The following is a 20,089-nucleotide window of genomic DNA, read 5'->3' as shown; positions in this document are numbered from 1 at the left end:
ATGCGCATGCCTTTCCTGAAAACCGCGATCGCCGCAGCGGCCGTTACGATCATTGCGGGCTGCGCGGTAACGCAGGGCGACGTCAATGCCGTCTACAACGCGAGCCACCAGACGGCGACGGACGCAATGAACGCGGAACCGCAACCGCTGCCGCTCGTCGAGGATGTGGATTCCGCTTTTCTGGGTGACCGACAGGTGCCGGTCGCTTACGACGCTTCGTTGCCTGCGGTCTTCCGCGAGCGCCAGGTGACCATACCGGCGAACCTCGGTGTCAAACAGATCGCCACGCTGATCTCCAATGCGACGGGCTACTCGGTACACCTGAGCCCCGATGTTTTCGTGCCGCGTGAATCGCTGGTGCCACGTGAATCGACGGGTGATGGCAAGACGAACGGCGTGTCGGGCACGGTGGGCCGAAACAACTATGAAGAGCCTGTGTTTGCGCAGGCATACACGGGCAAAGTGGGCGCCTATCTGCGTGAAATGACCGACAGCCTGGGACTCGACTGGTCATTCGACGGCGCCACGATCAACATCTCGCGTTTCGTGACCCGCATGTACCAGATCGCCGCGATCCCCGGCAAGGTCTCGGTCAAGTCGACCATGTCCAAGGGCACGCAGACGTCGACGGGCAACCAGTCAAACGGCGGCGGCACGACCAGTACCGACACCGGTTCATTCTCGGCAGTCACCTCGACAGGCCGCGACGGGTCGTTCGACCAGATCCAGTCGATCACGGATGAGCTTAACCGGCTGCGCTCGCCGATGGGACGCGTGGTCGTGAATCCGCAAAGCCGGCTGGTGGTCGTGTATGACACGAAGGAAGCGGCTGACCGGATGGGCGAGCTGCTCTCGCGTGAAAATGCGATCTCGACGCGTCAGGTGTCGATTCGAGTGCGCACGCTGCAGGTCCAGTTCAGCAACGGCAGCCAGGCGGGTGTGAATGCGGACGTGGTATTCAACGCCATCCAGGGCGGGCTCGCGAAATATGCCGTCAGCTTCACATCGCCGACCTCGCTTTCGTCGGGCGGTGGCACCGTCGGGCTGTCGGTCCTCAAGCCGAATGCGCCGTTCTCCGGCACGAATGCGGTGATCAACGCGCTGAACCAGTACGGCAAGACGATCACGGACACGACGCAGACGAAGCTGACGCTCAACGGATTGCCCGTGTCGATCGCGTCATTCCAGAGTGACGACTTCCTGCGTTCCACCACGCCTTCGATCGGCAGCATCAGCGGCACCTCCGGTGGCGTGCCGGGGCTGACGCCCGGCACGGTGACGACGGGCGACTTCGTGAACATCCTGCCTTCAGTCAATGATCACAACCAGATCGTACTGGCCTACTGGGCGGACAGTTCCAAGCTGAACGGACCATTCACAACGGCGAGTGCGGGCTCGGGTGAGACGCTGCAGTCCATCCAGCTGACCCACATCATCGGCAACAAGGACGACCAGACGATCGCGCTGTCCGATGGCCAGACGATCGTGCTGTACGGCACGATGACCGATATGAGCGACAGCACGACCAACGGCGGTATCGCCGGCATCACGGGTACCTGGAACAAGTCGCAGGTTTTCCAGGTGATCATGCTGACGGCCAGTGTTGTTCCGTCGATGTGAGCGCGGTCATGCATATCACGGAACCATTGCCGGGCGACAGGCGCGCGCGGCTCGCCTTCGGGCTTGACTGGCGCGCGTATCCGGTCAAGGGCGGCCGTGCCGAGCGTCGGCGCTATGCCGACGACTTTGGCGCGACGCACTATGTCGAGTACGAGGTCGGCGACGAACTGATCGGCGGCTTCGCGACACCGGACACGGGTGAATCGCACGGCGCGCGTCTGTATTCGGGTGCGGCGCGCATCGCGCTCCATGCGCGGGTGAAGCCGAAGATGGCCGCGCTCGTCCTGCTGCAGGACGGGGAGAAGGTGCACCTTGTTTTTGTCGTGCGGGGCGCGGTACGTCATGACGAAGTCCTCACGCTTGAAGCCGCGAACACAAGGCGTTTCGATATCGAGCAGGAATGCCTGCGACTGAACCTCACGCTTACTACGTTTGGCGCGGGCCAGTCGATCGGTGATGTCGACGAGCAATTTACCGCGGACGCACTGCTTGCCGATCGCAAGTGCGGCCGTATCCAGAAGTTGCCGGTGCACGTGCCGGCTGCAGTTCCGCTCATCCTGATCGCGGCGGTCGCCATATTTGGCGTCAGCAAGGTCATGGACGCGCTCGCGCCGCCGCCTCCACCGCCGAAACACGAGCCGACGCTCCAGGAGCGATACGCGAAGGTCCTGAGCCAGACGTTCGCTCATGCCGAGCCGCGGGCGTCACTTATGGCTCCCGCATTGCTGGCGCAACTTGGCAGCGGCGACTCGGTGTTGAAGGGCTTCCTGTTCGAAAAAGCAGAATGCGGGTCCGCCGGCCACTGCGTGATTACGTTGCGCCGCCAGGGCGGCAACTTCGACGATTTCAACAGGGCCGCGCCTGCCTCGATGCGACCGCTTCGCTTCGACGCGGATGGCCGGCATCTGAGTGCGCAGGGTCCTGCAGTGCCAGCGGTTGCGACTGTCTCCGCAAAAGACCTCAAGAACTGGCCCGATGAGCAGGCCCTGATCGACATGCTGCAAACGCCGCCTCAACGCCTGTCAGTCAAACCGTACGAGATCGACAGCTACGGCTATTCCGTCAAGCTGGACCCGGCCAGGCCGCTGCTTGCGGTGCCGCCGGCGCTCGCGCATGCAGCGAAGGGAAAGCCGCTACGGATGATCCGGCAGGGCACCTGGACAATCGAGGGCTTCCGCTGGCAGGCGCCGCTGCTCGCGCAGCTTCCGCCGAGCATGACGCTCGAGAATCTGACGGTCGAGTTGTGGCTGAAGGATCAGGTTGGAATCCATTTCACTGCGAAGGGCAAATACTATGTTCCCGACTAAACGGCTACTCATGCTCGCTGTGCTGCTGGTGAGCACGGCGGCATATGCCGACTCTCCCACACCGCGTCTGTCGATCGACGATATCGACCAGCTCGCGCGCGACAAGGTCGTGCGTCAACTCAAGGGCGATCAGCCTGCCTCCCAACCGCAGGCGGCCGTTCCTGCGCCGGTTTCGCCTCCAGAAGCAAAACCGGCACAGGTGCCCGCACACGCGGAAGAGCGTGCGGAGCCGGTGCATTTCGTTGGCGCGTTCGGCGATGCCACAGGATCAAACGTCCTTTATGAATACCGCGGCGCGGTGTATCCCGCGCATGTCGGCGCGAAGCTGCTCAACGGCTGGAGCGTAAAGAAGGTCGACGGCTATCAGGTCAGCGTGTCATACGGCAAGCGTACGTGGACCGAGCCTATCACGGGCGGTTCGCCACAGCGCGACCCGGGTCCCATGTCAGGCGGCGGCCCACTGCGCTCTCTCGTCGACCTTGGCGCGCCTTTGCCTCCGGGGATGATGTCCGGACCCACCGCCATTCCTCTCGGGAGATAAACATGGGCATGTTTTCAGGTGTGGACAACGATGAGCCGTCCTCGCGCAGCCTGTTTGCAAAGCTGAAGGGATTGCGGGCCAGCTTTACCGAATCGACACCGGCCGCGATGCCGATTGCCGGGGCCGAGCCGCACTTTGAGAGTGAAAAGCCGGCTGCTGCCAGACGTAACGTTGCGGCCGAACCTGTCACCGGTCAGGCCATGACACTCGGTATGCGACTGCGTATGGGTGATGTCACGGACGTTGACGTGCACGACCTGCTCGAGCATGGAGGTGCGATCCGCAAGCCTGCAGTCGATGTACGAGCGAGCGATGCTCCTGTCGCGCCGCCGGCCCTGGACGCCTTCAGTGCAGAAGATCTGCAACCCGATGGGAACGGCAGCTTTCCGCAGGCGATGAGTACCGCACCCGCGATGTCGGCGTCACCACTCGAACCTGCCGGTAACGCGGTGCAGCCGGATGCGGTGGCTCGCGCGACCGAAGTGCACAGCACGGAACCGGCCGATCGTGGCACTGACCTCGTGGCGCCGGAAGTAACGATCACGCCAACCGGTCTGCCGCAGCTGATCTCGGCGGACGCGATTACCTTCAAGCGAATCCTTTGCGAACGCAGCGCGGACGCGGCGTTGAAAATCACTGACGCGGCGCGCCGCGAGTTCGTTGCGGTGGACCTGCAGGCAGGGGTGGCGATTGTCGTCACGACGAAGCGCTTCCATGAAACGGCGCTTTACTCGACGTACCTGAAAGATCTCGTTCGGGCCGACATTGCGGTTCGCGAGGAGATGATAGCGACCGAAGAAGTGATCTCGGCGCTCTACGCGAAGGAGAAGAACCGGTCAGCTGCGATCGTGCCGGAGTCGTCGCGCGCGATCGGTACGTTCCGCGACGTGATGGAGGCGGCGCACGCGTACGGCAGCAGCGACGTTCACTGGGAGTATCGCGATTTCAATGACGAGGTCGAACTGCGCTTTCGCGTGAACGGCGACCTGTACTCGTATCGCAGCATGCCCAAGGCGCTCGTGCGCCGTGCGTTGTCCGCGGCGTACCAGGATCTGGTCCAGCGCAACACCAATTCGGGCGAGACGTTCCAGCCGAGCGCGCCGCAATCCGCGATGATTCCGCTCGTCGCCCAGATGGATCTGCTCAACCTGCGCTGGCAGAGCTCCCCGCTCGTTGGCGGCTTCGACGTTGCACTGCGTCTGCTCGACGGCAACTTCCGCAATTTCAAGGTGCGATTGCCCGGCGAGATGGGACTCGAGCCGAGCCAGCTACGCATCATCGAGTCGCTGGGCAACGTAAGTGGCGGTGTCGTCATCCTGACCGGCGAAACCGGTTCTGCAAAGACCACGCTGCTTCGGGCGCTGTCATACCAGATGAGTTCGCGCGACCTGAGCAAGCAGTACGCGGTCAGCGAACCGGCGGAATATCCGCAGCCCTGGCTGTCGGAGATCTCCATTCCACGACGCCCCGATGAAACAGATGACGACGCGAACCGGAAGGCTGCCGAAGTCATCCGCACGCTCATGCGGATGGACCCCGATGACCTGACGATCAACGAAGTACGCGATCGGGTCATGGCGGCGCTTGTGGCTGAACTGGCGCTGACCGGTCACCCCGTGCGCACCTCATTCCATGCGGACAGCGCGATCGGCGCGTTCATGCGACTCGTTGGAGGCCGCCTCCAGTTGCCGATAGACGAAGTGTCGTCCGAGAAGTTCGTCAATGCGGTCGGCAACCAGAAGCTCATTCCGCTGCTGTGTCCGCACTGCAAGCGCCCGGCGAACGACGTGATGCCCGCTGCGCAGCTGGAACTGCTGCGCACGAAGTTCGGCCTCGATACATCGAAGATGGCGTGCCGCGATGAAGACGGCTGCGAACACTGCCGGTTGCCGGGTCTGTTTACGCGCGCGGGAAAGGTCGCTGCCGGCACGAAAGGGCAGACGCTTGTGATGGAGCTGTTCAGGCCGACGCCCGAATTTCTCGATCATATTGCGATGCGCGACTGGCGCGGCGCGGAAAAGGTATGGCGTTCGACCCGCGCGACGGGCTTTGGCGATGCGGACATGACCGGCAAGACCATCTATGAGCACGCTCTCTACAAGGCTTCGATCGGGGTCATCGATGCGCGGTTTATCGACGAGTCGATGAAGCCGTTCAGCGAATACCACGTGTTTGCCGACCGCGACGGAAGGATGCCATCATGATCGCGTCGATCCTGTACAGGCTGTTCATGGCGCTGCCGCGAGACGAGCGCATGCGCATTGCGACCTGGCGTTTCCAGAGAATGCGCGAGACGTTCTATCGCGAGACACGCCTGGATGTCGCGGCGAAGGGTCTGCGCAACCGGGAGACGTTGCTCGAGCGGTTGACGACGCTTGAGCGCCGGCATCGCTCGCGCAAGGCGTTCGTGTGGCCCGCGTTTCAGGCAATCGCGCGGCGCATGCAGGCGGGTGACGACTTCGCGACCGCGATGAAGCGCTTCGTTCCGAACGACGAATATGCATTGCTCGAGCTGGCCGGTGCATCGAATCGTGCCGACGCTGCAGTACGAGGGCTCGAACTCGCGGAAATGGCTGCGAGCGCCAAGCGGATTCTGTCGGGAACGACGTCGATCCAGATGGCGTATCCGGCGTTTCTGCTGATCTACCTGTACGCGTTCTGCATGCTGTTCGGCGGCGCGATTTTCCCGCAGGTTCTCGACGTCAAGCCGCTCGATCAATGGCCAACAGCGGGCAAGGTCATCTATGCGATCGACACGTTCTGCTACGACTACTGGTGGCTCACGGGCAGTCTACTTGTCGCTGCTGTCTCGTCCTATTTCTGGACGTTGCGCCGCTGGACAGGCGATCTGCGAAACCGTCTCGATCGCGCGCCGCTGATGTGGCGTAACCGGCGCGATCTTCGTGCGGCGCTTCTTATCGTCTCGCTGTCGGGCCTGTTCGACTCGGGACTGACGTTGCGCGCGGCGATCGACCGCCTGACACGATCATCCGATCCGTGGCTGCGCTGGCACCTTGCGCGCATGAGTCGACGCCTCACGCTGACACCGCACGAGCCGATGCGCGCGCTCGATACCGGAATTTTCTCGGAAATGGTCGTCGACACGATCTCGGATGCGGCCGGTCGCGACCAGTTCGTACAGGCCATCAAGGACCTCGGTCGCGATTCCCTCTCACGCGTGGTCGAAGCGGTGCGGCGCAGCGCAAAGATCACGCACTACGTGCTGCTCGGAATAGCGGTCGCGCTGTTTCTCGGGTTGGGCGTCGGGTCGTATCTGATGACCGGCGCGGCTAGCCTCGATACGTCTCCCGCTTCGGATGTTCAATCCTTCACCCGTTAGGAACGCCATGTCTCAATATCAACGTCCAAAAAACTTGTCCTCGCTGCGCGACCTGGGTCGCCACCGGCGCCAGACGGGTGAGCTATCCATGATCGAAGCGGCGGGCGTCATGGCCGGTGCCGCGTTGCTTGCGCTTGCGGCCTACGCGGGCGGCAAGTTTGTGATGGATCGCATCCACGCATCGCAGTTCAAGCAGGAAGCGCAGCTCTTTCATACCGGCGTTCTGGATGCCACCGAGAACGATACGGACTTTTCGGCCGAGACACTGCAGACGCTCGCACAGAATCACGCATTCGACTCGGCGGGTGCGCGCGTCGCTGCGGGGGGCACGTCGGTAAAGGGGCTGTTCGGCGGTGATATTACGGCGGCGCCGGGCACGATCGAGACGGCCAACGATTCCATGGTCACGACCTATCCGGTGCCCGCAACCGTCTGTTCGTTGAGCGTCGCCGCTGTATCGAGCGCCTATACGCAGGTTATCGTGAACGGAACGACTGTCGCTGGCCCGAATACGCAATTCGATTCAAGCACTGCTGCGAACGCATGCACATCGGCAGGCAGCACAGCGAGCATCGAGATGTTCACGACGCGCAGCTAACGGACCGCTGCCATGGGAAGCATCATCGAGATGGTGATCGTGCTGGTCGCGGCTGCGGCGCTCACGGTACAGGGCATCCGCGAGGACATCGCACACAAACGTGCGCAGTTGCTCCAGATCGAAGGGCAGAACGAAGAGGTCATCAATTCGGCGTTGTCCCAGTGGGTCACCGATAACTTCGCGGCGTTGCTCGATCAGTTCACGCAAAGCGGTTCGCCCGACCTGACACCACCGACCGTTGACCAGCTGTTCACAAGCGGCAACCTGAAGCAGCCGCACCGTAACGGCCCGTTCTGGGGTGGCCAGTACATCATCACGATGTCGATGGTTCCGGCCGGCTGCACGCAGGAAGCGGGCGACTGCCATGTGTCGTATGTGATGTATCCGTCGTTGCCCGTTACAAAGAGTGGTGTGCCGGATGTTGCGGGGGCGGGCGAGATTGCGCGCGCCGGCGGTATCTCCTTCGGGTTTTCGAAGACGCAGAATTCAAGCCAGATCGACGGCATTAACGGCGCGTGGCATGCGACGAATCCGCTCGGCAATCAGCCCGCTGTCATTCTCGCAACGAACGGTCCGGGCTCGGACGGCGATTCCGTGTGGATCGCGCGTGATGGTCACCTGACGTGGACCGGCAGCCAGAACGTCAACGGTGTAGATCTGCACAACGTGGGCAACATCGATGCGCAGGGGACGATTGCCGCGCCCACGGTGGCAGCGTCGAACGTTGCGGTGAGCAATGCAGTGCGCTCGCCGGCCACGCTCTTTATCCAGAATGCCGCCGGGACTGCACCGGCGCCGGCCGACATGGGACAGGCCACGTTGCACGGCGCGCTCCAGCTGGCAAACATCGGTGTGCCGCGGGCGGCCTGCACTCCGCCCATGGTGGTTGGCAACAGCGACGGTTCGGGCCAGGTACTGACGTGCCAGGGCGGACAGCTGATACCTGTTGGCGGACCGTGGACGCTGATGCAGCAGTTCGTTGTCGCCAACGGATCAGTTGTGCCTGCGCCGGTGTGCTCGGCAGGCGGTGCTGCAAAGGTAACTGTTGCGGCGCAAAACTTCACCGTCGACCCGACTGCGGTGGTTAATTTCGGGGCCTCGGCTGGTAGCGGCCCATGGGTCATTTCCATCACTGACGGTTCAGGCACTCCGATCGGAGCGCTCGGGACCGCGTCAACCTTTTGCGAATACTGATCGAGGAAGAGCCCATGCAATTCTGGAAACTGATGCTGCGACTATCGCTTCTTTTAGTGCTTAACCTGACGGCGAACGTCGCGCACGCGACGCCACCGTTTGGCTGCGCGCCCGGCGACCAGGACAACACCTGTCTGACTGCGATTCGCAGCGCGCCGATCCCTCAACCTGCATGTTCTACCGCTGCAGGATGGACCACGGCAGCGGCGGCCGTCTGGATAGGCTCACAATGGTCGCAGCCGCAATGCAGTTTTCAGCCAGCTCCGACATGCCCTACCGGCTCGACTCAGACGACCGCACCGGCTTGGAACGGCGCGCAGTGGGTGGGGCTGGTTTGCGCGCCCCCGAATAAAGGTGGAGGTGACACGAAGCAGATGCAGGATCAGTGCCTCGCCCTGCTGCCTCCGACAGGACTTCAGTTGACCCCGCAGACCCAGGTGACGGACATTAGCAATCCTCCGATTCACGTGGTTGCGTGGGAGTGGTCGCCGGTACTTGGTCCCGTGGTGGTCACCAGCGACGTATGGAGATTCGACTGCTTCTTCCAAAACGGAGTTGGCCCGCAGATAGAGTTTTTTCCGGTCAATACGGACACGCCGGGCGGCGAGGGCGGCTAGGACGAGAAAGAGCGCGTGCCGGGACGGGCACGCGCACGTTGGAACAGCGGCAGAAGCCGGGTTAGTTGGCGCCCGTCGTGAAGCTCCAGGACTGCGGGCTCACTGGCGTTCCATCACGGTCGCCAGTGAAGCTGACGATGTATGTCGTGTTCGCGCTGAGCGGAGTCAACGGCAAGAGGAACGCAACGCCTGGGGGCAGCAGGTTATTAGGATCAGCAGTTACGCCGCTGGCGGAGCCAGTGACAGCAGCGGCCGGCACGATGATGCGTGCTGGAACCACCGCGCCGCCGGCGGCAGTCAAAGTAAAGCTGCTTACCGTCAGCACGTCACCCGGATTCGCGGCGTTCACTCGGACCATGATCGGGCGACCTGGGTTCGGCACGTCTGGTGCCGGGTTAGTGTTCTCTGCCTCCATCGCAAGCGAAACACCAGTCTCGTTCGATAGCGGTGCGTGCGCAACCGCATTTGTGGGCAGCTGCTGGCCACCGGAAATCAGCAGGCCGTTCGCTATCGGAGCGCCGCTAACGCCGGTCGTCTCACCGGACACGAGAGCGCACGCGTACAGGGTTGCCGCGTTCATCTGCTGGAAACCGATGCCAATGGTCTCCGCATTATTGGTCAGATCAGCTTGGTGATAAACCGTGTCGAGCAGACCAGTGACGCAATCGGACGCGAATGCGGACGCGCTTGCTTGGGGCAAGCCAGCGGAGATGTCTTCGCCGATGTACTCCGTCACCGGTGCGCCTGCCTTGCGGGCGCGATCCAGCGGCGTCGTGGCGTAGAAATTGGCGAGCGTCGAAACCTCGTTGTGGTCGAGCACGGTGATACTTCCGTTAACCAGATTCGAATCGAGGTACAGCGCCTGCGCCTGCGCAGCCGTGTCAAGGATCGGATCCTGTTTCAGCTCGCCCACGCCCATCGAGAGACGGTACGCGTTCAGCTGCGCGAATGCTGCCGCCTGCATGGTCGTTGCCGGGAAAGTCGTCGGCGGGACGCTGGTCTGCGGGGGGATCGACGTTTGCGGGCTGCTGCCCCCCGAGGGCGACGATGCCGGTGCGGTGGCACCCGTGCTATCGCCACCGCCACCGCCGCAAGCAGCCAGAACGACTGCCGATGCGATAGCCATTGCGGTAAGTGCCGAGGTCTTTTTTTGCTTCATCTTCTCTTTCCTTCGTCTGTAGAGGCCGCACCCCTTGCGCGACCTTGATTCAATTCTGCCAGGTGCTGCGCGAAGTCAAGTCAGCGCGGCGGCGGAGCGCACGCTTCGAAAAACGCGAACACGATTGAGAAGTCCAACAACGGGTTATCGGACAGGTGGGCGTAAGACTTAAGTCCGCGCAGGCCAGTTGTAAAGAAGAAACGCGTAATGCATAGCCGAGCTTCGCCTTCGTTGCTGAAGGTTCGTCTAACGGCGAACGCGGCGCTTCCGGTGAAATATCCGCAAGCCGATGAATGCGACGACAAGCATTCCTCCGGTCGCGAAGGGCAGGCGGCTGGCGAGCATGGGCACTGCCCTCGCCGCCATGTAGAAGCTGAAGAAGGCGACTACCACGCGCCCGAACCAGGGCGCACTGAAGATATGGGCAAAGCGAAGGGACTGCGTCCCAGCGCCTGCCGCATAGCTCTCGTTCGCAAGCTCAAGGTTGAAGTCGTCGCGGTTCGAATGCTCGAGCCGATAGAACCGCTCGTATCGTTCGAACCGTCCGTCTCCACGGCCTTGTAACCAGGCGGCCGCACTGTCTGCGAAGAGGTAGTCGAAGTCTTCCATGCTGGCTGGAATCAATGAGCCCGGTCCGCGGCCCATTCCATCGAACCGGCCACGTTCTCGATGGCACGTCCGTCCGCTTCCGAGTGCATGCAGCCGGTTTGCGGATCGAGCCACCCGAACTGCACGCGTCCGTCCGTGGTGAGGACGATGAGACTCGCGGGTAGCGTTTCAAGGGGACTATTCATCACCGCCACCTTTCCGGTTACGCTGCGTCCTGCGTCGGCGAGGTCTGAGCTGCTGGCTGCACGCGGGACACGTGAAGCTGCTGTGCATCTCGATTTTCGTCTCGGTATTCGATGCAAGGTAGTGCGTGCCGCACGAGCGGCAGGGGGCGACGGCCATGCGGGTGTCGGCCGCCATCGCGCGCGTGATGTTGACGCCGCGATCCGCGGATACGAGTTTCGTGTCGAAGAGCTTGCCATATACATCGTTCGTCGCGATCAGCGCCTCCGGCGCATTTGCGCCCATCGCGAGTGCGGACCGGTAGAGCCATGTGTAGGTTGTGGCATGCAGGCGGTTCTGCGGTGTATCGGCGCACCAGGACAGCGAATTAGGCTGATTGCCCATTTTGGAGCTTGTGCCGTTGATAGCGAAATAGCGCTTGCGCAACGTGTTCTGGTTCAGCCGGAAAAGCGTTGCCGCCGTCGACGCACGGCATTCGTAAGCCATCATTGCGTCAGCAAACGTTTCATTCTTCGCGCGCTCGAGACGCAGCTCACCCCAGCCCGCGAGATTCGGAAGATGGCCGGTCTTCTCGGGCGATGTCAGCATGATCTGGTGAGCGATGAGTTCATCAGTGAGCGTGCTTCCCGTGAACTCATACCAGAACGTGGGGCTGTTAAAGCGCCAGCGGAAAAGCGGCAAATCCTGCATGCGCCCGAGCGCCATACGCAGCCGGTATGGCTGCAGTTCCTGCAGATACTTCGCCAGGTCCGTACTGATGCCGAGCAGGGGCGCTGACAGCACGCTCATATTGACGAGGCCCGTCACCAGGTCAAGGAACCTGCGGTTTGTGTACTGGATCGCCTGGGCCGACAGGGAATCGAGCGGCGGCACCTTGCGGCGCAGTTCGTCAACGGCGAAGGTTGTGGGCGTGTCCTCGACGAAGCAACGCCAGTCCTCGACCGTCTGAAGTGTAGGCGACACCATCAGGAACGGTGTGCGCAACAGGCTGCGCAGTGACACCTGATTGTGCTTGAAGTGTTCGATTTCCTTGCGCTCGACTGCGAGCACCTCGTTGAACCTGCCGTCCTGCTGCAACAGCGATTTCATGTGATCGACCAGGTCGAAGTTGGTCCCCTGGATCTGCGAGATCAGCCAGTGCGGCACATATAGCCGCTCGATGGCCTGGTAGTCTTCTTTCTTCTGCATGAGTCGTTGGCCCGTATGGTCTATGTTTGTGTTTCGGAATTCCCGTTACGCAACCCGGAGGGCGGCCTGCAATTCAATATGGAATTTGCCTACGAGATCAGAGAGCGCGTGCATGAGGGACGAAAATCGCGCCGGCAATCCGTTCGCGGTCACGAGCAGTTGGGTGCTGTGGTAGTCCTGTACGAATGCGCCAAATTTCTGTATGAGCCCGTCGAACATCTTCTCGAGCGCTTCGCCTTCTCGGGCTGCCGCCGCTTCCGCCTCATGCTTTTCCTGCAATACTGAAAGCTCGGTTTTCTTCGCGTCGATCTGACCATTGAGTTCTTTCAGCTGTGCAAGTGACGTCTCGATGGCTTCCTGCAGGTTCGTGTATGGTTTCGGCACGGTGGGGACCTCCACTTCTTTTGTCTCCACTCTTGCGGACGCTTCCTTGAGTGCGCGCGTTCGCGCATCCAGTTCTCGCTCCGTATTGGCGAGCTGCTGCTGAAGCGCCGTGATCTGGCCGTTGACCGATCCCATTGCAACGCGCGTTGCTTCCGCGCTTTCCCGGTTGCGTACGAGATCCTGCTGCAACTTTTCGTAGGCCGCCACCAGGCGCCTGTTTTCAAGCTCGGACTGGGTGAGCCGGCCGACGACGTTCTCCAGTTCAACCGTGGCGTCGTCGATGGCCGTGTCCTTCTGGGTCAGCAGCTCCTGCGCTTTCCTGTACCCGTCGATGAGCTTCTTGACGTCGAGCTTCGACAGGTCCGGATTTTCCTTGCGCGCCTCTATGACCATGTCAACGACCTCGTCCGGCGTGTCTCCGCGAATCAGCATTGACATGTCGCTGTATCCGAGAACCTGGATGGCCTCGGCGTTGTTTGCGAACTTGCCGTAGCAATACATGTACATCTTGATTGTCGTGCGCTTGCGGCGAAACACCTTCTCGACATAGTCATAGACGAGCTTGGCGGCTTTATCCCGCACGGCCTGCGTGTCCTTGCCGAGCTGGTTGATCAGGTGACTCTGGACCCGGGCCATGATGCGGACGACACTGCCCCCGATGCGCATGTGCTCTTCCATGATCCGGCGCGTCGAGTGAGCGATCTCCTCGCTTTCGTGGACAATGGTTCGAATGATGTCTTCGGGAAGATCCTTTCCGAATGCCTGATGCGCGGCAACGCTTAGCGCGTGGCCGTCGGGAATGAAATCCGCAAACAGCGCCGGAGACTGTTCGGGCCGTGGCACAAGCGCGCCACCGCCGCCGGATTGGCTCCCTTGTGCGTCGTCATCGTCCTCGCGACGGGTCGGATCAAAATCATCGCTGGAACCTGATGCAGGATTTTTCTTGGGGTTCTTGCTGCTCATGCTGCTCACTCCATTTTCTAGCGTGGAACATGCGTACGACGGCAACATGCAGTCGAATGCGAATGCACGCATCTCTGCTGTTCTGTGGATACCCGGGCCTTCGGGTGCTGCCAGAATACGCGGTGTTTTCGCCTCACAGGGACCGAAAGAGGCCCAGAAACAGGTGGCTTTCCGGTTTAAGGCGAAGCTTTTGCCTAAGGCAAGGCCGGAGCATCGGCAAAGACCGGGAAAACTTTAGTAACCCTTGCCTCACGGGTTACCGTTTCGAACGGACACGTGAACGATGCGCTTCGATGGTTGCCGGATCGATATCCGCGACCGCAAGGACTGCATGCCATGCAGCAGATACGTTGACCCGCTTAAGACCCTTCGCCTCATACCGATGCATGTGTATGCGCATTGCATAGGCGATATCGCGACGGTGGATGAGCGTCGGCGGCAGCGCCGCGGATAGCGAGCACTGCTCGGATGCGAACACACCAAAGCCTTCGACAGGCCACATTCCAGGCATCACGCCGCGCAGGAACGCGACCTTCGAGCGGTTCTGCCTGAGCGGTGAGCGACGCGACTCGCGTGCGCCGCCTGGCGCAATTCTCAGCAGCGAGTCGGCATCGGGGCCGGGCTCGATATGGCCGACCCAGTTTTTCGTCTCGAACACGAAGAGCCCGAACGGCGTGACGGCAAGGTGATCGATCTCGGCGGTGGGGAACGCGGTGCCTGGCGCGTGGTGCAGGACGACAGGACCAGGATGAAGGTAGAAGTCCTCGCCGCACAGCCACGTGAGTACGCGGCGTAGTTCAGCGTCGACGACGGATTCTCCGGCATCGCCGGAGACCTCGGCGCGGGTCCGCGGTCGTGGGATGCGCCACAAGGAAAAGAGTCTGCGGCTTTTACCCGAAGCGCAGTAACCGATAAAACCAAGAATGAGCAGAAGGACAAAGGCGGTCATGACTGGATCCGTGGTGATGACGGATCCAGTGTGAACCGCGCAAATCAAAGTCAAGTTTGCTGCGAGGCCGTCAACCGGTTGACGGCCTCAATCCGGAAAGCTCCACAAAATGTCGAGCTTTTAAGGCTTGTGTGAAAGCGGATGGAAAGACAACGCCCGTTTTCAAAAGCGGTACCGCTTTGTCGAGCATTCGAAGCTGCGATAGCCGCACACAGGCATTAATCTCGGTTCATCTCTCGCGTCGAACGACGCATCGAAATGGAACGGCGGGTCTTGTCACGTCCGTCGCCAGTCTCGCGGTAACTGACCGCCTTGGTTCATTCCCCCGCATCGAAGCATTTGCGTGTCCATCATTCGTCGATGGCGAATACGCAAGCGCTTCACGCGCGGGTTTCCCTGCTCATTCGAGCATCGAAAAAACCGGACGATTGTCCGGACATTCCCTTGTGTGCCAATTTTTCTGGAGAGAAAAATGCTGAAGCTTCTGTTGAGAAATGCCACCACGTCGCCGGGCAAGGTGCTTGCCGTGTGCCTAGTGTTGTACCTGGCGTCGATGTCTTTCTTCGTTGGAATATTTGTCGCGGTTCTTGCTGTGCGCTTCTTCATTCAAACCATGAAGAAGAAGGCGAAGGAACTGGAAGCTGCTGATGCGGAAGCTGCACGATCAGAAGCTGCCAGGCCGGTTGTGCCAGCTGCACCAGTAGCTGCCGCGATGCCTGAAGAAAGTGTTTCACCTGCACCGGTCCGGCAATACGCCAAGTCGGCTGTGGTCATTCCGTTCAGAACGGGCACCCGATAACCGGGCTGCCCATTTTCTTCGCCACCAGTGCGCACGTTGCGCGCTGGTGGTGTCTCAACCCTTGCCGGGAATCCGTTCCCGGTCACGGGAGATGGGATTGCCGGCAACAACCGGAGCAATCCCATGGAGCAACATGTGGCTGCCTGGCAGCTGGATATTTTCGGCGACCCGTCGCCGGTCCTGATTCAACCTCCCAAACCCGACCCGCTTCCTGACCCGTACCTCTGGAGCGCGGCCGTCCGCGACAAAATGGTCGATGCGCTGATATCGCTTGCGAGCGACAGCCGGAGCGGCGACAGCATGCCCGAGTCGCTGATGGACTGTGCGACCCTGCTCTCGGAACGTCTGCGCAACGTGAAGATCGACATTGGCGACTACAACGCCACGCTCGGCTGGATCATGGGCTACTGGTATGGCGCGTTGCCGTACGAATACGTGTGCCGCGTCAATGGCGTCGACCCGGAGACCCTGCAGGACGTGATCCTCACGACACCGCTGCTGGCACACGATCTTCGCTCCCTGCGGACGATGTGCTTCGGCACGCTGCTGTAGGAGACATGCGATGGCAAATCCAGGCATTCTCGCTCGCGTGCTCGGCGAAATGTTTCCGGGGCGATCGTCGCCGACGGCGCAAGCCGCGGCACCTGTGACGTCACCGGCGCCAGCGCCGGCGCAACAGCCGAAGGTGATCGGGCAGGGCGCGCTCAACGAGACGCACGTCACGATAGCGGGTGTTCCCAATCTCTTCGTCGATGAGGGCGACTGCATCGTGCAGTTCCAGCCAGCGTTTGACGAACACACCGAAGAGACCACCTTCGGCCTGAAGATCCTCCCGGATCTCACACCACACTGGGCGCAAACGCGCATCCACCGATGTGGCATCAAGGACGCGATCGCGGCTGCGATCCGTGGCGCAGGTCAACCGGCAACCGTCGTTGCGCAGACAGACACTGAGCAACGGGCGCAAGCGGTACACCGCGACAACGATGAACAGGCTGCGCCGGAACTCCCACGTACACATCGAACTGCGCGCCCGCAACAAACGGGCACGCTCGATTCGTCGGTCGTGGTGGGACGCATCACGTCATGGGGCGAAGAGAAGTTTCCTCGTCGCAAGGGGACAGGCCCGCGCTTCTATACGTCCTTCGCAATGCACGTTGATACCGCAACAGGTGAGCGCGTCCTGCAGGGTGAAGGCCTGAAGGATGCGATCGCTACCGCGCGCTGCGAGGTAGGCGACGTCGTATCGGTTCGCCGCCTCGAGAAGATCAAGGTGCAGGCATTTGACGAAGCGACCGGCAAGCCAAGGATGCGCGACGGCAAGCCGGTTCTCTGGGACAAGTGGTTATGGTCAATTACGAAATGAAGGAGCTTTCCTGAATGGCATCCGTGAACAAGGTCATCCTCGTCGGCAATCTCGGCGCGGACCCCGAAGTGCGTTATCTGCCCAGCGGCGACGCTGTGGCCAACATCCGTCTCGCAACCACCGACCGCTACAAGGACAAGGCGTCGGGCGAAATGAAGGAAATGACCGAATGGCATCGCGTATCGTTCTTTGGACGTCTAGCCGAGATAGTCAGCGAGTATCTGAAGAAGGGCTCGTCTGTCTTTATCGAAGGGCGCATCCGCACACGCAAATGGCAGGCGCAGGACGGTACTGACCGTTACTCGACCGAGATCGTTGCGGACCAGATGCAGATGCTCGGCGGCCGCCGCACCGATGACGGCGGCAACGGCAATGATTTCGAGCAGGGCGGGCGGGCAGCTGTGCGGCCGCCAGCGCGATCGGCGCCGGCAGCTACCGGCACGCGCGCGCAACCACCTCAACCATCTCACGGTGGCGGCGGTGGTATGCGTGCGCCGGCTGGTGGCGGCTTCGACGAAATGGATGACGACATTCCGTTCGGCCCGGCGTATGCCCGTGCCGCATGGTCTGTCTGCTGATCCCGAACATCCTCACCGGTTCGTCTTTCGTCTCCCGAACTTTCTCACCGATCTGATGGCGCGCCTTCGGGCGCGTCATCAGACGCATTTTCCTTCCCTTCCCAATCCCGACGTCTGCTGAAACAAGCCGCCTGCTTCGGCCGCTTCTTTGAGCACGCGTTCTCACGCCTGTCTCAGGCATCGACCTAACCCACTTCCCTGAAGGAGAGTGATCATGAGTTTCAATGGTGGAGGGCTTTCGCCCGAGAAGTATGAATGGTTGCAGCGCAAGCTGCGGGAATTCACGCTCCCGGCTGAGCAGTGGATCCCGCTGCTCGTGAGCTATGGTGTGCCTGCGGACCGGCTTACCGGCAACGCGTGCGCATGTCCTGTTTGCGGCGGCACGGATCGCTTTACCTACGACAACAAGCGTGGTCGCGGCGACTGGGTTTGCCGTCAATGCAACGATGGCAATCCGATGGCCGGTGATGGATTGCAGCTGATCGCGCGGGTCAACCGGATGGGGCTGTACCGTCTGATGCGCGAGCTCGACGGCGCACCAGCGCCGCGGCCACTGCCTGTCGCCGGCTCTCTTGAAGCACCAAAGCCGAAGCGAAAGGCTAGTCCTGAATTTGTTGCCCGGCGTCTGAACTCGATGTGGGAAAGCGCAAAGCCGCTATCGGGTGGCGACATGGCAATGCGTTACCTCGGCACTCGTGTCCCACGGTTATGCGCTGCCCCGTCGCCGGCGTTACGCCTCGGCATGCTTGAGTACCGGCATGACAGGAAGGTCATCGGCAGCTGGCCCGGCATCGTCGCGCGCTACGAGTTGCCGGATGGTCGGCTTGGCACGCTGCATCGCACGTTTCTTGACCGGATCAGGCCAGCGAAGGCGAAGATCGTCTCCGGCGACGGCGAGATTCTCGAACCGAAGCTCAACGACATGACGCTTAACCCGCTTGCGGGTGGCGCCGTGCGACTGATGGATCCGGTCAACGGCGAGATCGGTGTTGCGGAGGGCCTGGAGAACGCATATGCAGCGTTCGCGAAATTTGGCATACCAGCCTGGTACTGTCTCAATCGTGTCTTGCTGCAGCAGTTCGTCGTGCCCGAAGGTCTGGGTATCCGCGTCGTGCACATCTTCGTTGATTTCGATGCCGTGGACCCGAAGACAGGAAAGTCGCCGGGTGTGTTCGCCGGCGTCGAGCTGGCAAAGCGGCTTCGCGCCGAAGGGTACGTGGCAATTATTCATCGGCCACGGGTGCGCGGCACCGACTTCGCCGATGAATGGCGCGTGCAGTGTGACAACGATGTGCCTGCGGTACCGCGCATGCCGACGGTGCCTGCAACACAGGTTCCGGCGATTGCGGCGTGAGCGGTTGAGTTTCTTCGGGCCAGTGCGCTGGCCATCTTTTCAATCACCCGGTGGGGATCTCCCCATCGGGAGACAGCCACGGGCCTTTTCCTATGGAGTCTGGAATGAGTGCTTTCCGTGTTCTTGTAGGCGGCTTCGCAATCATCGCAACGAACGGCGCTGCGGGTGGACGTCAACCTGTAGGCAAGTCTGATGCAGTGGCGTTTGATGTGCTTGACCGGACGGTTGCGGGCAACACGCGTTACGCGTGCCGCGACCAGTCATTTTTCGACGCGTGGGATTTTTGCACGCAGCGTCTTGCGCTTGTGGCGGCTTCGAGACCGCACTAGGAAACGATCCCTTGAACGAAAGCGTCTCCCATCCGGGAGACGCTTTTTTTTCGCCCGTTGCATCTTCGCCTACCAGTAGCGCAACCACAGAAACCACTTGAGCACGACGAGCGCGCCCCGCAGAACGATCCAGAGGCCGGTTGCCCACACGAACGCGGCCCAACCAACGAGAAATGCCAGGCCTGCGAGATCGTTGCTCAGCGGCTGGACCTTGACGCCGAAGATGAGCACAGCAAAGAACAGCATCGTAAGCACGGCGCGGCGCGCGACGAACGGCAGGCGATTGAATGCCTGATAGTAGTGCAGCAGCGTATCCATTAATCCTCCTTGCGCTCAAGCATGTCAAACAGGAAGTCGGCGCAATACCAGCCAGCAACGCCGCATGCGACGACGACCGCGAGAAAGAGCCAGGTGCGGGGCTCGCCAGGCGCCAGGTGCTGAAGCAGTTGATGCAGCATGTCCATCAGGTGTCTCCTCGCACCGGCGCGCGACGCGTCGCGTCGTGAACACCGATGCCATAACCCATCATTGCAGACGTGCAGCGAAGTCAAGGCGCTGCACTTTCTTATCACCAGAATGCAGCCATTTTTCGGAAAGGATGCATTTCTAAAGGGCTCTCCGTAGATAAGGTGGAAGACGTATGCCAGCCCGACAGGAAAAAGTCATGGCTCGGTCCCGGCTAGAAAAAACTGGAGAGCTGGTCAGCGATGCCTGCCGAATCGAACGTCCCGCCTGCGCCTTCGTTGGAAAGATTCGTGTGCGCATCCGCGGGCGCAACAGCGTGTTGTAGCAAGAATGTGCCGGGGCCGGCGTCACTAGCGGGGGGAGTCGCGGCCATATTCTTTGCCTGTTGCGCATGCGTTGAAGGTTCAGGGAACTGCAGCCTGAGTGCCGCTTCGGCAATCGAGCGCAGAAGTGAGGCGCGCTCACGTGGGGTGCGCGCCTCGGCAAGCTTCGCGTGCAGCAGCGGCGTGGTCACCGGATCGATGACCAGCTTCATCGGAAACTTGT

At 61.3% G+C, this 20,089-nt stretch carries 22 protein-coding genes; 13 read left to right on the top strand and 9 right to left on the bottom strand.

The genetic code is table 11. From position 1 onward, the window contains the following. From QYH69_RS24315 to QYH69_RS24280, 8 genes are all read left to right on the top strand, one after another. A complete protein-coding gene (locus tag QYH69_RS24315; RefSeq protein WP_308834285.1) occupies positions 1-1,620 on the top strand; it encodes a type II secretory pathway protein in 1,620 nt (539 codons plus the stop codon). Positions 1,621-1,628: 8 nt separating this feature from the next. After that, a complete protein-coding gene (locus QYH69_RS24310) occupies positions 1,629-2,927 on the top strand; it encodes a hypothetical protein (protein ID WP_308834284.1) in 1,299 nt (432 codons plus the stop codon). Next, positions 2,881-3,468, top strand: coding sequence for a hypothetical protein (locus tag QYH69_RS24305; RefSeq protein WP_308834283.1), 588 nt, complete (start codon positions 2,881-2,883; stop codon positions 3,466-3,468). Before QYH69_RS24310 ends, QYH69_RS24305 begins: the two co-directional genes overlap by 47 nt. A gap of 8 nt (positions 3,469-3,476) precedes the next feature. Then, complete coding sequence (locus QYH69_RS24300) at positions 3,477-5,672, top strand: ATPase, T2SS/T4P/T4SS family (protein WP_374992487.1); 2,196 nt, start codon at positions 3,477-3,479, stop codon at positions 5,670-5,672. Further along, the gene (locus tag QYH69_RS24295; protein ID WP_308834281.1) at positions 5,669-6,808 is read left to right on the top strand and encodes a type II secretion system protein; all 1,140 of its coding nucleotides are present in this window, start codon (positions 5,669-5,671) and stop codon (positions 6,806-6,808) included. The genes QYH69_RS24300 and QYH69_RS24295 overlap by 4 nt, the downstream gene beginning before the upstream one ends. A gap of 88 nt (positions 6,809-6,896) precedes the next feature. Beyond that, positions 6,897-7,406 (top strand): type 4 pilus major pilin, encoded by a 510-nt coding sequence (locus QYH69_RS24290; protein WP_308834280.1) that lies wholly within the window; start codon positions 6,897-6,899, stop codon positions 7,404-7,406. A gap of 12 nt (positions 7,407-7,418) precedes the next feature. Then, entirely contained in the window at positions 7,419-8,600 is a 1,182-nt protein-coding gene (locus QYH69_RS24285) for a hypothetical protein (RefSeq protein ID WP_308834279.1), read from the top strand. A 14-nt stretch (positions 8,601-8,614) separates the two neighbouring features. Continuing rightward, a complete protein-coding gene (locus tag QYH69_RS24280; RefSeq protein WP_308834278.1) occupies positions 8,615-9,217 on the top strand; it encodes a hypothetical protein in 603 nt (200 codons plus the stop codon). Between the two features lie 61 nt (positions 9,218-9,278). Here QYH69_RS24280 and QYH69_RS24275 read toward each other — a convergent pair whose 3' ends face one another. The 6 genes from QYH69_RS24275 to QYH69_RS24250 all read right to left on the bottom strand — a co-directional run bounded on the left by QYH69_RS24275 (position 9,279) and on the right by QYH69_RS24250 (position 14,652). After that, positions 9,279-10,376 (bottom strand): CAP domain-containing protein, encoded by a 1,098-nt coding sequence (locus QYH69_RS24275; protein WP_308834277.1) that lies wholly within the window; start codon positions 10,374-10,376, stop codon positions 9,279-9,281. Between the two features lie 246 nt (positions 10,377-10,622). Further along, on the bottom strand, positions 10,623-10,985 hold the full coding sequence (locus QYH69_RS24270) for a hypothetical protein (RefSeq protein WP_308834276.1): 363 nt from the start codon (positions 10,983-10,985) through the stop codon (positions 10,623-10,625). Positions 10,986-10,996: 11 nt separating this feature from the next. Continuing rightward, positions 10,997-11,170 (bottom strand): hypothetical protein, encoded by a 174-nt coding sequence (locus QYH69_RS24265; RefSeq protein ID WP_308834275.1) that lies wholly within the window; start codon positions 11,168-11,170, stop codon positions 10,997-10,999. After that, complete coding sequence (locus QYH69_RS24260) at positions 11,163-12,356, bottom strand: FlhC family transcriptional regulator (RefSeq protein WP_308834274.1); 1,194 nt, start codon at positions 12,354-12,356, stop codon at positions 11,163-11,165. The genes QYH69_RS24265 and QYH69_RS24260 overlap by 8 nt, the downstream gene beginning before the upstream one ends. Positions 12,357-12,401: 45 nt before the next feature. Beyond that, positions 12,402-13,703, bottom strand: a complete 1,302-nt coding sequence (locus tag QYH69_RS24255) for a hypothetical protein (protein ID WP_308834273.1) — start codon at positions 13,701-13,703, stop codon at positions 12,402-12,404. A gap of 256 nt (positions 13,704-13,959) precedes the next feature. After that, positions 13,960-14,652: a nuclease-related domain-containing protein gene (locus QYH69_RS24250; protein WP_308834272.1), complete on the bottom strand. Its 693-nt coding sequence runs from the start codon at positions 14,650-14,652 to the stop codon at positions 13,960-13,962. A gap of 472 nt (positions 14,653-15,124) precedes the next feature. Here QYH69_RS24250 and QYH69_RS24245 point away from each other — a divergent pair, with 472 nt between their 5' ends. The 5 genes from QYH69_RS24245 to QYH69_RS24225 all read left to right on the top strand — a co-directional run bounded on the left by QYH69_RS24245 (position 15,125) and on the right by QYH69_RS24225 (position 18,749). Then, positions 15,125-15,451: a hypothetical protein gene (locus QYH69_RS24245; RefSeq protein ID WP_308834271.1), complete on the top strand. Its 327-nt coding sequence runs from the start codon at positions 15,125-15,127 to the stop codon at positions 15,449-15,451. Positions 15,452-15,574: 123 nt separating this feature from the next. Then, a complete protein-coding gene (locus QYH69_RS24240; RefSeq protein WP_308834270.1) occupies positions 15,575-16,003 on the top strand; it encodes a hypothetical protein in 429 nt (142 codons plus the stop codon). A 133-nt stretch (positions 16,004-16,136) separates the two neighbouring features. Continuing rightward, a complete protein-coding gene (locus QYH69_RS24235) occupies positions 16,137-16,817 on the top strand; it encodes a hypothetical protein (RefSeq protein ID WP_308834269.1) in 681 nt (226 codons plus the stop codon). 14 nt (positions 16,818-16,831) lie between these two features. Beyond that, positions 16,832-17,395: a single-stranded DNA-binding protein gene (locus QYH69_RS24230; RefSeq protein ID WP_308834268.1), complete on the top strand. Its 564-nt coding sequence runs from the start codon at positions 16,832-16,834 to the stop codon at positions 17,393-17,395. 214 nt (positions 17,396-17,609) lie between these two features. Beyond that, complete coding sequence (locus QYH69_RS24225; RefSeq protein WP_308834267.1) at positions 17,610-18,749, top strand: primase-helicase zinc-binding domain-containing protein; 1,140 nt, start codon at positions 17,610-17,612, stop codon at positions 18,747-18,749. A 398-nt stretch (positions 18,750-19,147) separates the two neighbouring features. Here the strand turns inward: QYH69_RS24225 and QYH69_RS24220 are convergent, their stop codons facing one another. The 3 genes from QYH69_RS24220 to QYH69_RS24210 form a co-directional block, all read right to left on the bottom strand. After that, complete coding sequence (locus QYH69_RS24220) at positions 19,148-19,396, bottom strand: hypothetical protein (protein WP_308834266.1); 249 nt, start codon at positions 19,394-19,396, stop codon at positions 19,148-19,150. Beyond that, positions 19,396-19,542 carry a hypothetical protein gene (locus tag QYH69_RS24215; protein ID WP_308834265.1) on the bottom strand — a complete coding sequence of 49 codons (147 nt, stop codon included), beginning with the start codon at positions 19,540-19,542 and terminating at the stop codon, positions 19,396-19,398. Before QYH69_RS24215 ends, QYH69_RS24220 begins: the two co-directional genes overlap by 1 nt. Before the next feature lie 215 nt (positions 19,543-19,757). Then, positions 19,758-20,078: a hypothetical protein gene (locus tag QYH69_RS24210; RefSeq protein WP_308834264.1), complete on the bottom strand. Its 321-nt coding sequence runs from the start codon at positions 20,076-20,078 to the stop codon at positions 19,758-19,760. Between the last annotated feature and the right edge of the window lie 11 nt (positions 20,079-20,089).

Origin of the sequence: Paraburkholderia sp. SARCC-3016 (assembly GCF_031119615.1) — a bacterium.
GTDB lineage: Bacteria > Pseudomonadota > Gammaproteobacteria > Burkholderiales > Burkholderiaceae > Paraburkholderia.
The sequence above is the reverse complement of the archived record's forward strand: the minus strand, read 5'-3'. Positions and strand labels throughout refer to the sequence as shown.

Coding starts and splice junctions, on each gene's coding strand:
- QYH69_RS24315 (WP_308834285.1), top strand. CDS start 1: ATGCGCATGCCTTTCCTGAAAACCGCGATCGCCGCAGCGGCCGTTACG.
- QYH69_RS24310 (WP_308834284.1), top strand. CDS start 1,629: ATGCATATCACGGAACCATTGCCGGGCGACAGGCGCGCGCGGCTCGCC.
- QYH69_RS24300 (WP_374992487.1), top strand. CDS start 3,477: ATGTTTTCAGGTGTGGACAACGATGAGCCGTCCTCGCGCAGCCTGTTT.
- QYH69_RS24295 (WP_308834281.1), top strand. CDS start 5,669: ATGATCGCGTCGATCCTGTACAGGCTGTTCATGGCGCTGCCGCGAGAC.
- QYH69_RS24290 (WP_308834280.1), top strand. CDS start 6,897: ATGATCGAAGCGGCGGGCGTCATGGCCGGTGCCGCGTTGCTTGCGCTT.
- QYH69_RS24285 (WP_308834279.1), top strand. CDS start 7,419: ATGGGAAGCATCATCGAGATGGTGATCGTGCTGGTCGCGGCTGCGGCG.
- QYH69_RS24280 (WP_308834278.1), top strand. CDS start 8,615: ATGCAATTCTGGAAACTGATGCTGCGACTATCGCTTCTTTTAGTGCTT.
- QYH69_RS24275 (WP_308834277.1), bottom strand. CDS start 10,376: ATGAAGCAAAAAAAGACCTCGGCACTTACCGCAATGGCTATCGCATCG.
- QYH69_RS24270 (WP_308834276.1), bottom strand. CDS start 10,985: ATGGAAGACTTCGACTACCTCTTCGCAGACAGTGCGGCCGCCTGGTTA.
- QYH69_RS24265 (WP_308834275.1), bottom strand. CDS start 11,170: ATGAATAGTCCCCTTGAAACGCTACCCGCGAGTCTCATCGTCCTCACC.
- QYH69_RS24260 (WP_308834274.1), bottom strand. CDS start 12,356: ATGCAGAAGAAAGAAGACTACCAGGCCATCGAGCGGCTATATGTGCCG.
- QYH69_RS24255 (WP_308834273.1), bottom strand. CDS start 13,703: ATGAGCAGCAAGAACCCCAAGAAAAATCCTGCATCAGGTTCCAGCGAT.
- QYH69_RS24250 (WP_308834272.1), bottom strand. CDS start 14,652: ATGACCGCCTTTGTCCTTCTGCTCATTCTTGGTTTTATCGGTTACTGC.
- QYH69_RS24245 (WP_308834271.1), top strand. CDS start 15,125: ATGCTGAAGCTTCTGTTGAGAAATGCCACCACGTCGCCGGGCAAGGTG.
- QYH69_RS24240 (WP_308834270.1), top strand. CDS start 15,575: ATGGAGCAACATGTGGCTGCCTGGCAGCTGGATATTTTCGGCGACCCG.
- QYH69_RS24230 (WP_308834268.1), top strand. CDS start 16,832: ATGGCATCCGTGAACAAGGTCATCCTCGTCGGCAATCTCGGCGCGGAC.
- QYH69_RS24225 (WP_308834267.1), top strand. CDS start 17,610: ATGAGTTTCAATGGTGGAGGGCTTTCGCCCGAGAAGTATGAATGGTTG.
- QYH69_RS24220 (WP_308834266.1), bottom strand. CDS start 19,396: ATGGATACGCTGCTGCACTACTATCAGGCATTCAATCGCCTGCCGTTC.
- QYH69_RS24215 (WP_308834265.1), bottom strand. CDS start 19,542: ATGGACATGCTGCATCAACTGCTTCAGCACCTGGCGCCTGGCGAGCCC.
- QYH69_RS24210 (WP_308834264.1), bottom strand. CDS start 20,078: ATGAAGCTGGTCATCGATCCGGTGACCACGCCGCTGCTGCACGCGAAG.